At 40.6% G+C, this 11,634-nt stretch carries 10 protein-coding genes and 1 pseudogene; 6 read left to right on the plus strand and 5 right to left on the minus strand.

What is annotated here, in order from left to right:
- The first annotated feature begins 590 nt into the window (after positions 1-590).
- The 3 genes from LC653_RS35540 to LC653_RS35550 are packed head-to-tail and all read left to right on the plus strand — an operon-like array spanning position 591 to position 2,921.
- On the plus strand, positions 591-1,349 hold the full coding sequence (locus LC653_RS35540; RefSeq protein WP_229499657.1) for an ATP-binding cassette domain-containing protein: 759 nt from the start codon (positions 591-593) through the stop codon (positions 1,347-1,349).
- The gene (locus tag LC653_RS35545) at positions 1,346-1,978 is read left to right on the plus strand and encodes an ABC transporter permease (RefSeq protein WP_229499658.1); all 633 of its coding nucleotides are present in this window, start codon (positions 1,346-1,348) and stop codon (positions 1,976-1,978) included. The genes LC653_RS35540 and LC653_RS35545 overlap by 4 nt, the downstream gene beginning before the upstream one ends.
- A gap of 7 nt (positions 1,979-1,985) precedes the next feature.
- Positions 1,986-2,921: a glycine betaine ABC transporter substrate-binding protein gene (locus LC653_RS35550; RefSeq protein ID WP_229499659.1), complete on the plus strand. Its 936-nt coding sequence runs from the start codon at positions 1,986-1,988 to the stop codon at positions 2,919-2,921.
- A 341-nt stretch (positions 2,922-3,262) separates the two neighbouring features.
- On the opposite strand, the gene LC653_RS35555 is transcribed toward LC653_RS35550, so the two are convergent.
- The 3 genes from LC653_RS35555 to LC653_RS35565 all read right to left on the minus strand — a co-directional run bounded on the left by LC653_RS35555 (position 3,263) and on the right by LC653_RS35565 (position 6,230).
- Complete coding sequence (locus LC653_RS35555) at positions 3,263-4,141, minus strand: hypothetical protein (RefSeq protein WP_229499660.1); 879 nt, start codon at positions 4,139-4,141, stop codon at positions 3,263-3,265.
- 655 nt (positions 4,142-4,796) lie between these two features.
- Entirely contained in the window at positions 4,797-5,426 is a 630-nt protein-coding gene (locus tag LC653_RS35560) for a Uma2 family endonuclease (protein ID WP_229499661.1), read from the minus strand.
- Between the two features lie 72 nt (positions 5,427-5,498).
- Complete coding sequence (locus tag LC653_RS35565) at positions 5,499-6,230, minus strand: phytochelatin synthase family protein (protein ID WP_229499662.1); 732 nt, start codon at positions 6,228-6,230, stop codon at positions 5,499-5,501.
- 313 nt (positions 6,231-6,543) lie between these two features.
- On the opposite strand from LC653_RS35565, the gene ggt reads away from it, so the two are divergent.
- Positions 6,544-8,340, plus strand: coding sequence for a gamma-glutamyltransferase (ggt, locus tag LC653_RS35570; protein ID WP_229499663.1), 1,797 nt, complete (start codon positions 6,544-6,546; stop codon positions 8,338-8,340).
- 69 nt (positions 8,341-8,409) lie between these two features.
- Here ggt and LC653_RS35575 read toward each other — a convergent pair whose 3' ends face one another.
- Complete coding sequence (locus tag LC653_RS35575; protein WP_229499664.1) at positions 8,410-8,673, minus strand: hypothetical protein; 264 nt, start codon at positions 8,671-8,673, stop codon at positions 8,410-8,412.
- A 573-nt stretch (positions 8,674-9,246) separates the two neighbouring features.
- Between LC653_RS35575 and LC653_RS35580 the strand changes: the two genes are divergently transcribed.
- On the plus strand, positions 9,247-9,933 hold the full coding sequence (locus tag LC653_RS35580) for a hypothetical protein (protein ID WP_229499665.1): 687 nt from the start codon (positions 9,247-9,249) through the stop codon (positions 9,931-9,933).
- Between the two features lie 344 nt (positions 9,934-10,277).
- Here LC653_RS35580 and LC653_RS35585 read toward each other — a convergent pair whose 3' ends face one another.
- Positions 10,278-10,874 (minus strand): DUF1802 family protein, encoded by a 597-nt coding sequence (locus LC653_RS35585; RefSeq protein ID WP_229499666.1) that lies wholly within the window; start codon positions 10,872-10,874, stop codon positions 10,278-10,280.
- Between the two features lie 194 nt (positions 10,875-11,068).
- Here LC653_RS35585 and LC653_RS35590 point away from each other — a divergent pair.
- Positions 11,069-11,386 (plus strand): annotated as a pseudogene (locus tag LC653_RS35590) (aldo/keto reductase); the annotation flags it as partial.
- Positions 11,387-11,634: the final 248 nt, after the last annotated feature.

Below are 11,634 nucleotides of genomic sequence, written 5' to 3' on the forward strand. Positions count from 1 at the left end.
CTCCCACCAGTCCAGCATTGCTTGTTACCTTTAGCACCCGATTTCAATTACTCTACCGTATATGCTGTGCTGTTTGTTAAATCCTTTATCAGTAAGCCTTTCAAGACTTAACGGGAAAAGTCAGGTTTTTAATAAGGGCTTGGAGACTTTTTTAACCTATTCTTTCGCATTTGCTGATCGCTTAAGTAAGTGCCATTCCATAGTCAGTAGATGGAAAACTTTTGTAAGTTGACGAAATAATCAGGGTTTCAGCCGACGCTTTGGGGCTGATGATCGCGTAGGCGCAGCCCGCCGTAGGCATCGCTTCCACTCACTGCACTCTTAACCAACCAACAACGCCCGTTCCTTGAAAAGCAGACTCTAACAGGATTGTGGCAAATTGTGTTTCTAAATTCAAATGAACGGCTGGTAAGGATTCTGGAAAACTTTTCGATCTACTGATAGTAAAGTGTGTTATGCCAAAGGCTAACGCTATAACTCACTCTATATAATATACTGGCTAACGCTAGGCTACGGTAAATCGGGGGTTAGCACGCTAGCAAAATCAGCAGATAATATTACATATAGCTAGCGTCCATCAAAAGCCACTCATGCCGCAAAATAACCAAACTGCTGTCGAATTCCGCGATGTCACCTTTAGCCGCAATCATCGCACATTGGTGTCAAATCTCAATTTCACCATCCACCAAGGAGAAGCACTGGTATTACTTGGGCGCAGTGGTAGCGGTAAAACCACAACAATGAAGTTAATTAATCGCCTATTTACACCTACACAAGGCGAAGTTTTATTTAATGGCATTCCCACAACTCAATGGGATGAAATTAAACTGCGACGGAAAATTGGTTACGTCATTCAAGAAGTTGGTTTATTTCCCCATTTTACAGTTGAACGCAATGTGGGTTTAGTCCCCGCTTTGGAAGGTTGGCAACCGAAACAAATTAAAACGCGGGTTTATGAATTATTGCAATTGGTGGGTTTAGAACCAGCACAATTCGCCGGGCGTTACCCGCACGAACTTTCGGGAGGACAAAGGCAAAGAGTCGGTGTAGCCAGGGCTTTAGCAGCAGATCCGCCAGTGTTGTTGATGGATGAACCCTTTGGCGCACTCGATCCAATTACGCGCTTAGAACTTCAACAAGAGTTTCGGCATTTGCAGCAAGAATTAGGCAAGACAGTTGTGTTTGTCACCCACGATATTCAAGAAGCTTTTGTTTTAGCATCGAGAATTGGTTTAATGTATGGGGGAGAATTGGTAGTATTGGAGGCAAAGGATGAATTTATGCGATCGCAACATCCAGAAAGCCTTGCCTTTCTCCAATGTCTGCGTTCTCTACAAGATACTTTATGAAAAATTTCTTCCTTGTTAAGTATGCCCCAGAAATTCTTCAGCATACTCTAGAACATCTATTTTTGGTAAGTATTGCAATTGGAATTGCTATAGTTATAGGCATTCCATTAGGTATTTTGATTACACGCAAAACCTATCTCCGCCAACCAATACTCGGTATAGCAAATGTTTTCCAAACTATTCCTAGTTTGGCACTATTTGGCTTACTCATTCCTGTTCCTATAATTGGCGGAATTGGCGCAGTACCAGCAATTGTTGCTTTGACTGTATATTCCTTGCTGCCGATAATTCGTAACACTTACACAGGTATTAGTGGCGTAGATCCAGCGATTCGAGAAGCTGGGAGAGGCATGGGAATGACAGATAGACAATTGTTGTTGCAAGTTGAGATTCCCTTAGCATTGGGAGTAATTTTAGCAGGAGTGCGAGTAGCAACGGTAATTGCCATTGGTATTGCAACTATTGCAGCAGCGATTGGGGCTGGTGGCTTGGGAGTCTTTATCTTTCGCGGCATATCAGTAGTGAATAATCAGTTAATTTTAGCTGGTGCAGTTCCGGCGGCGGTAATTGCATTACTAGCTGACTTTGCAATTGGCTGGATGGAGAATAAATTAAAAATTAAAAATTAAGTTAATAATGAAAAGATTTTTGACATTTTTATTTTTAAGTTTTGCTGTGTTCTTGTTAATCACTGGCTGCACGCCGAATTTAAATAGTAGTAGCAATGATGGTAATATTATCGTTGCTTCCAAAGATTTTACTGAACAAGATATTTTAGGTGAACTTTTAGCGCAGCAAATCGAGAGAACAACTAATTTAAAAGTAGTTCGCCGCCCTCGTTTGGGTGGTTCTTTTGTTTGTCATAATGCTATTAATGCTGGCATAATTGATGCTTATATTGAGTATACAGGCACAGCTTTGACTGCAATTTTAAAGCAAAAACCAGTTAATGGCTCCAAAGAAGTTTATGAAATAGTAAAACAAACTTATGCCCAGCAATTCAATCTGGAAGTGATGCCAAGCTTAGGTTTTGAAAACACTTTTGCGATGATTATTCGGGGTGATGATGCCAAACGCTACAACATTCAAACTCTCACCCAAGCTACTCAATATACACCGCAGTGGCGCGGCGGTTTCGGCTACGAATTTTTAGAACGGGAAGATGGTTTTGCAGGATTAGCTAAAACTTACGATTTACGTTTTGCAAAACCACCCCAAATCATGGACTTAGGTTTAATATATCGTGCTTTAATTCAAAAACAGGTAGATATGGTGGCGGGTAATTCCACAGATGGGCAGATTTCTCGCTTGGGTTTAGTTGTCTTAAAAGATGATAAACATTATTTTCCACCTTACGAAACTGTGCCAATTGTTCGACAAGAAACATTGAAAAAATACCCGGAATTAAGAACAGCGATCGCTTCACTTGCTGGAAAGATTTCGGCAGATGAAATGCAACAATTAAACTATTTAGTTGAAGGGGAATTACGTGAGATTAAAGATGTTGTCCAGGAGTTTCGCAAATCGAAAGGATTAGATTCGTTCTCCAACTTAAATGTCAACCATCTGTGATTGTTAATAAAATCTCACTTATTTAATTATGAACTGCGCTTGAACCATAAAGGAAGGATGCAATCAAAAAAGCGATCGCACTGACCTCAACCAACAGGTGAACAAGTGCACTCTGATTAGGGCATCAACTTATCTGTTTAGCTAAACTATAGTTATCGATACCGAGCTGACCCAATACGGTTCGGTTAAAAATATTTGTAGGTTGGGTTGAACATTCGTGTTACCCAACAAACCCCACAATATGTTGGGTTTCGTTCCTCAACCCAACCTACACATTTTCATTTTTTGGGCTTAACCGAACCGTATTGCGATCTGACCACTTTCTTGAGATATAGCAAATCTTATTGAGCACGTCCCAATGCAATAGCTCCAATTTCTGGTTCTGGTTGTTCTTGTGAATCTGGTAAATAGACGCTCCAATAGAATTTGAGTGGATTCTCGGCGGAATTAGACAGTTTAAGTTTAGCTATACCCATTCCTATTCCTGATGACTGGGCTTTGCGAGTGTCACAAGTGTGAAGGCTTCCTGTTTCGTCAATGACAACAACGAGTTTAGATTGAGAATCATCTGGGCAATCTCCAACGGCAGCTACAAGCATAATATGCCCTGTGTCATTATGATTTTTTGTGTTGGCATAGGCGATCAAGTCGCCCGGCATGAGGTTCTCTAGTGTGACGTTTTTAAACGATTTGTGGTCTTGAATAAACAAGCGGTAATAATTAGCTGGGTTTGGCTTGTCACACCCATTATCTGGGTTGAAACATCCAGCTTCAGGAATGGATTCTCCCTTCATCCAGAGATGAAATTGGGTAGGATATTGTAAATTTGCATTCGCATAGCAGAACAAAGCTGTAATGAATCCACTACAGTCTGTAAAGCATTCTGGAGTGTTGGGGGTTGTTACAAGACCAGCATCTGTTACAGTAGCGCTCCATCCTTTGGGAGAACCTTCAGGCTGAGTTTGCCATTTTATCTGTTTCCAAAGTACATGGGTTTGCTTTACTGCATGAACTACATAGCCTGTTTTATTGTTTTTATTGTTATAAGAAAACGGTAAATAATCAGGGGCATCTTCAGAATAATCATAAACAGCCTTAAGAAGTTCCTTTGCTCCTAGTAACAAGGCTTCATTGATGGGTAAGTTTTGCGGGTTATAAAACCAATTTATGTTAGAAAAGTCTTGAGAATTTATGCTTTGAGAAGATTGAGTAGTCGTCATAAAGTTGCCTTTGATTATTCTTTACCCAAAGTGAGCAAGAGGGATAAGTGTTCTATGCAGCAGAATTGTTCGATATCTGATTATTTTGAGTTTCCTGCCCCGCCAAAGTGCTGATTTCAAGGCAAATGCCTTGTTCTCACTCATCAACTTCAGTTCAAGGAAGAGCGTCTTAGAAAATTCAGATATTAACTTAGGGCAGTTGGTGTATTTCAACAGAGTTGTTAGCGCCACCAGCCTTAGTAAGTTAGTTTAAATCTAGCAACTTGCTTGCTGGTTCAGTATCTTTACTGAAATTAAGTAATTTTATATGGCGTTGCTGATTAAATGTATGAATCTGGGTGTAGAGACGTTGCATTGCAACGTCTCTACAAAAGTTTTTAAATTACGCAAAATCCATTTTCATGCCTGAATTCAGCAACCCTTTTTATATTGATTTTATCAATGTATAATTACTCGTTATAATTATCAAAAATTTACGGATGTCTGTACGGGGGCACTGCACCTTGACGGACTAAGCTGTTTAATCGAGGGTGAATTACGTAATATTAAAGATGTAGTCCAGGAATTTCGGAAATTTAAAGGATTAGGTTCATCTCAAGGATAAGGAAGTAGGCGCGAATAATTAGAAGATGGTGTAGGATGTGCTACCATCTGTCTAGTGTTGTTCACGCAAAAAGTTCTTTAACCACCTAATGACTTCACTTGTTGTTTGCTCATTGGCCATTTGGAGACATTGCTGCACAATTTCTCTCATGTTAGGAAAGTAGCTGCTTTCTGTAAGCACATAACTTTCTAAGAGCAATCTATAAATTAATAACCGATTATTCTTTAATATCCAAACTTCTGGCACTCGATAAGGCAAGAAATCATTAACGTCGGTGTAGCTTGTCACATCTATTTCAATTGCTAAATCTGGTGGTGGATCTGACTCCCAATCAATTCTTTTTTTACCTACTACTGCTCTGCAATTTTCAATGTAAAAGCAAAAGTCTGGTTCAATACCACTAATTTCTGGCAAGCTCATGGTAATGGGCGTAAATGATTCATATATGCGGTTTAAGTGGTCAAGTAGAGCTATTACTATCAATGCCAACAAACTCGCATCTCTTCCATGCTCTGGTAGCGGTGCCATCAGTAAAATTTCTCCTCTTCGATATTTAATGCGAGGCGAGGAGCGATCGCCTAGTTGCTGACTCAATACTTGATAGTCTTTCCAGTCTCCCAAAAGCTTCAACACCGCGCCAGGTGGTAACTCGATTCTTTCTGGTGTAATTACGGTATCCATAATTAGCTCGCATTATTTACATCGAAGATGGGCGATCGCAGGATTCATGAATTCAATGAACAGATTCTTATATCAAAGACTTTTGCTTACAAATACAAAGCCACGGGTCTTATTTACTGAGGGATCATTTGTGAGCATTGCTTTCCATAAATCTGCTGTTTTTACCCAAACTGGTGGATATTTATAACGAGAAACATCAAGAATTAAAAACCTATCTGTTTGCTCATTATATGCTGCTAAAGGGGAAATATGCCCACCTTTCTCTTGACCTATTTCTTTGCGTAAGTAGTTTACTAAAACGAAGTTTTGCGGCTGCTTTAAATTTTCTGCCGCTTGTTTGCGGAACTGCTCTAAACTAGTGTCGGCAGCGTGGTAAACATTAACTTTAACGCCATAGCTGGCTAGTAATTGCCCTAACTGGTCTAAAGTCATACCTTGGCGAGAAACAACTTTAGAACTTAGGACTTTTTTTGTATTATCATTACTAAAAAAGTTTTCTTGAGTAAATATTCGATATGGCTTGTACTGCGGTGCTTCTGGTGCTGGAATTTGTAGACCATTCAGTACCATAACCATACTTGCAACACCACAATATGCCTGATTATTTTGAGTGGTGAATTGTATACTCAGTGGAAAGAAGTCTTCATTTGACTTACTCTGAAATAATAATTTTTCACCTTCAGGTGTATTAAAACCTATTAAGTTAGAGGGAAGCGGTAATGTTTGAGAAAGAACGCTTCCGCTAGAGATGCATAATCCAATAGTTAAAGCTTTGAAAAATGTTTTACTTATTTTTCGCAACATAGCGCTTACAAGTGCTGTAAAATTTTCAAATCAGATCATATTAATAATCTCACACCAAGATGCTATAGCGGTTATGTTTTACCCCTCCCTAACCCTCCCCGATGTATTGGGGAGGGAATTAGATTTTCTGTTTCCCCCCTTGGAAAGGGGGATTAAAGGGGTAATTCGACTTGTGTGTACACCGTAGCTTGAATTTTTCCCTCTTCCCGCTTCGGGAAGGGGGTTAGGGGGTTAGGTCATTTACATACCTGTACCTCACCGGATTGAAAATGGCTATAAACAAGTATAAGATTTTAGGAGAAATGGTATAAAAATGCTTACTGTTGCTAAACCCAAGCGAGTTGCAATCGCAATCTTTTCTTTCGGCGTTCTCCTTTACACCCAAGTCGCATCAGCCGCCTTAACTTTACCCCTACGCAGCAAAAAGGGGATGGTGGTTTCGGCCAATCCCTTAGCAAGTGAAGCGGGAATTTCGATGTTACGCAAAGGTGGTAATGCAGTGGATGCAGCCGTAGCCACAACCTTTGCAATCTCGGTAGTTGAGCCTTTTTCAGCCGGAATCGGCGGCGGCGGATTTTTGCTGATGCATTCTGAGAAAACTGGCGACATCAAAGCCCTAGATTTTCGCGAACGCGCACCCCTGAAAGCTACAAGAAATATGTATTTAGACGCAAAAGGAAAGGTGCGCCCCAATGCAAGTATTAATGGTTATTTGGCAGTAGGCACACCAGGAACGGTGGCGGGACTTTATGAACTGCATCGTCGCTATGGTAAGCTTTCTTGGCAAGAGGTAATGAAACCTGCGATCGCACTCGCTAAAGATGGCTTTGTCCTCAGTCCTCAAATTACTTGGCGTTCGCTCCCAGAGTACGAAAACCGCAAGCAAGTAGTTCTCAACAATCCAGCAGCGCGGGAAATTTTTACTCGCAATGGTGAGTTTTATCAACCAGGAGAGAAGCTGGTGCAGCGTGATTTGGCACGCACTTTAACAGAAATTGCCCAAAATCCCCAAAGTTTTTACACCGGAAGTATTGCTCGTGCGATCGCTTCTGATATGGTAAAAAATGCTGGTTTAATTACTCTAGAAGACCTCAAAGCCTACAAACCAATCTGGCGGACTCCAGTTTGTAGCAATTTTCGTAAAGCTAAAATTTGCTCAATGCCACCACCGTCATCGGGAGGCGTTCATCTATTGCAGATTTTAAATATTATTGGTGACACTGATTTGAAATCTTTGGGATGGCATCATCCCGACGCTATACATTTAATGGTACAAGCAATGAAGATTGCTTACGCCGATCGCTCAGAATATTTAGGCGATCCTGATTTTGTCAAAGTTCCTGTGCAAGAACTGCTTAGTCCAGGTTACGCCAAAAAACGCCGTCAAGAAATTAATATGCAAGTGGCTAGACCTTCGACCGAGGTCAAGCCAGGAGATTTGAATTCAAAATTCAAAATTCAAAATTCAAAATGTCTTCGTCTCCCCTCATCTCCCCATGCTGCCTCATCCCCTTGTCCTCGGCATGAATCTCCTCAAACCAGTCATCTTACGGTTGTGGATGAAGAACGCAACGCCGTAAGTCTGACTTTCACGATTAACCTTGGTTTTGGTGCTGGTGTAGTGACACCGGGAACTGGAATTGTCCTCAACAATGAGATGGATGACTTTGCTTCTGCGCCAGGAGTGCCTAATGCCTTTGGTTTGGTTGGTAATGATGCCAATGCCATCGCACCTCGTAAGACTCCTTTATCCAGCATGACTCCCACAATTGTCACAGAAAGCGGTCATTTCCGTATGGCAGTAGGTGCGCCTGGTGGTAGCACTATCATCACCCAGGTTTTGCAAGTAATCCTAAATGTGCTGGAATACAACATGGATGTTGGTGCAGCTGTTTCTGTTCCACGCATACATCATCAATGGCTTCCAGATCAGTTGCGCGTCGAATCCTGGGGTTTGGATGCTCTCACTGTGCAAGAGTTAAGCCGTCGGGGACACAAAATAAAGGAAACTACTCCTTGGGGTAATGGTAACGCGATCGCTGTAACATCTGATGGAACTTTAGAAGGGGCCGCCGATCCTCGCGGTGAAGGTTCCCCCAGAGGTTTGTGAGCGAGTGAGGGACTAGAAAGACGTAGAGACGCCGAGAATCACAAATGACCAATGACCAATGACCAATGACTATTGATTTTGGGCTGTTGACTCTACGTAGCTGCTGCTGCCAAACTCATTTGCCCGTGCGCTAGGTACTAGTGTCCAACCTGCTTTGAGAAGTTTTTGATAAGTTGCCCAACCTTTAGAACCACCTGGTATTTGATAATCTGGGACTGTAAAACCTCTAAAAGCTGTGTAAGGACGCCAAGGTTGATTAGGTTCTGTCTGCAAATACAAAATTTTCTCTCCGTCGCCACCAAACTTAGGTAACCAGCACATTTGTCGATGCATTGCAAACTCCTTGTACTTTTAGGTAATAATGCATAATAGCAGAATTTTGTCAAGCTAATTCTCACCCTTCAGGGATACTTTTTTGCCTAAGACTTTAGACAAAGAGTAATTAAGTTTTATCCATTTCAAGATAATTACTTAACAAGTCATAGCTTGGAAGGCATCTGCTAGAGGCACACGAAGATAAACAGCTTTACCTCACCTTCTTTATCGGGTGAGATTTTTCTAATGTTATCCGCGTTTTTTGGGATTGTGTGTAACAATAACTACTATTTTTGCTGAAGTTCGTAATTAGACTATTTGTTTTTCTGATTAGATACATACAGCCTATTGCCGATTTCGGAAATTACTTATAAAACTAGATAAGTCGGCATGATAAAACCCGTGTATGTTTAGTTTTGTAAAAACTGTGTAATGACCAATTCCTAAGCTATTGGCTGATTTTACGTTTCGTCGCATAGCTTAATTTTTTAACACCGACTTACTTTATATCGACCCTCTCTCTTCGTCCTCTTTTTTTGGCGAAGGTATTGACGATCGCGAATATATTCTTTAAGGAAATCTTGGATTAATATGAAAACCGTCGATAATTATATAATTCAAAAGCAAATTCAACTAGCTAGACACCCACTTTTCAACCAAATTACTAGAGAAAATTCTCTAGAAAGTATAAAATTGTTGGCTCAATACTTGAGCTTCTGGGTTATGTCTTTTCAGGATGTAATACGAATAAACGAGATGCAAATTACTGATAGTGAAATCCGTAAAGTTGCTCACCATCATTTAGTCGAGGACATGGGGCACGAACAATGGTTTTTAAGCGATCTTCAAGAGATGAAAGTTGAAGAACCTAATCTTAAACTGCTATATAGCCGGGATTATATTTTCACCCGCGATGCTACTTATGCCATAATGTCGGAGGTTTTTCGAGCAAGTAGTGATATTGAAAGAATTGCTCTGATAATGAGTCTTGAGTCTACAGGTCACATCTTTTTTGAGTACACTGCAAGGTTGGTGAAACAAGTCAGTTATTCTAGTCACCTCAAGTACTTCTCAATACATCATTTAGATGTTGAAAATAATCACGAAATTTTTGAGCAGAAAATGCAAGATTTTTTAAATCGTATTCATATTTCTGAAGATGAAGAGAAAAGAATTTGTGATATCGTTGACCGTGTGTACCAAGCTTTCACAATTATGTTTGATGGCTTTAAGCTTTTATTGAGCAAACGGAGCAAGGTTAAAGCTTTGTTAAGTTAATAGAGAGCGTAAACCGCAACAAAAGTTCCTTAAAGATCATTTATGAAGTGAAAATAAAATTGTGTGAGCCGTATATCTTGATATGTTTCGTAACAAAAACATCATATCAGCGCCTAAGAGGATGTTTGAAAAGCACTTTTGATTAAGCCGGAGTTGCAGTTGCGCCTAGCGCAACCGCCATCTCCTAAGCTAAAAAACATTTAATTTGCATAATCGAATTGAATATAATTCTTGTGGGGTGGACCGAAAAGCCCGCCCAGCTTATGCAATTTAAATGTGGAACAGCTTAGTGCGCCTTCGCATTCAATAAGAAATTAGTCTTTGATAACCCGTAACTTGGGTTATCACAAAGATGGAGCATACAACTTATCGCCGACAATCTGGCGAATTGTCTCTACTAGTTGAGTGTATGCAAAGTCGGATAAAACTGGTTTTGCTCCTTGCAAGTGAATTGGTTGATCTAAATCAATCCATGATTTGCAACCGCCGTATTTAGGGTGATAGGGAATTTCTTGTTGGGGTAGTTTATATGTCCGCAGGAGGAGAATATAAAGCGGCTGGCGTGCTTTCCATTTGAGGCGATCGCTAATAAAATGCTCGTTCCAAATATGGAAGGGAAGCAAGGTGTTGACAATAGACTCATCGCTAACTGGCAAAATATCTGTAATTTCAGCCCAACTGCCGATGGGAACTGTCTCTGGATGCCAACCTGATGTTACTGGATAAACACGATTGGCATACTCAGCTTTCAGCATAAAAGCTTGTTGATGTTCATAAGTAGGGTAAAGCAAAATTTGCTTGTGGGCAACTTGGAAATGTCCATTTCGTTCATGGATACCGCCTTTACGGAGCAGCATAATTGTTTTGCCACTTTCCAAAGCATTTATGGCAACTGCCCATTCTTTGAGAGCATGAAAAGTTGTAGTCAATTCCATCTGCATCTACTGTAACTCTGATTTAATTTCTAGCTAAGACCGATAAAGTGTGAAACTATCTAGGGGAATGAATTAGAAAGCAAGCAGTTATGGAAAAGCGATGTCTACGACGGGCTACGCCTACGCTAAGTACTTCTAATGTCCAAATCACACCCATCCTTACGGGAACTTGGCAAGCTGGTAAAAGAATGTGGGTGGGAGAATTCGACCCAGCAGATAACCGTGCTAAAAATAAACTGTTTCAAAGGGAAAACTTTGAACTTGCTCAACAAGCGTTACAACAACTGCGTCCCATAGCCCTTCTTCATAATTGTACACTTGCTCAGTTAGCTTTAGCGTGGTTAATTGCTCAACCCCAAACAAATGCAATCGCCGGCGCGCGTTATCCCGAACAAGCACGAGACAACGCATTAGCCGCCCAAATTCAGCTTTCCACTGCTCAATTGGCAGAAATTGATGCCATTGGACGTATTGTCACCGACCATCTGGATAACAGCCAGATTATGTGGAATTGGTGACAATGCAGTTTGGTTAGCCATGCTTATCTATCTAAGATCCCATTAACTCTCTTAAAAAGAGGGCTGGGGATCAAATGTATGATTCTAGATTGCAAAATCTAACAAAACGTCAACTTTAGTAAACGAAGGGTTGTGACTCACAAACTTAAGTGCTAACTTAAATAGTAGGACACCAAACACCAAACCAAACTAAAAGGGTAAATGACTTAGTGTCCCCTGTCATGAAGCCAAGCAAATTTCAGCATATT

Origin of the sequence: Nostoc mirabile CHAB5784, assembly GCF_020829645.1 — a bacterium.
Lineage (GTDB): Bacteria > Cyanobacteriota > Cyanobacteriia > Cyanobacteriales > Nostocaceae > Nostoc > Nostoc mirabile.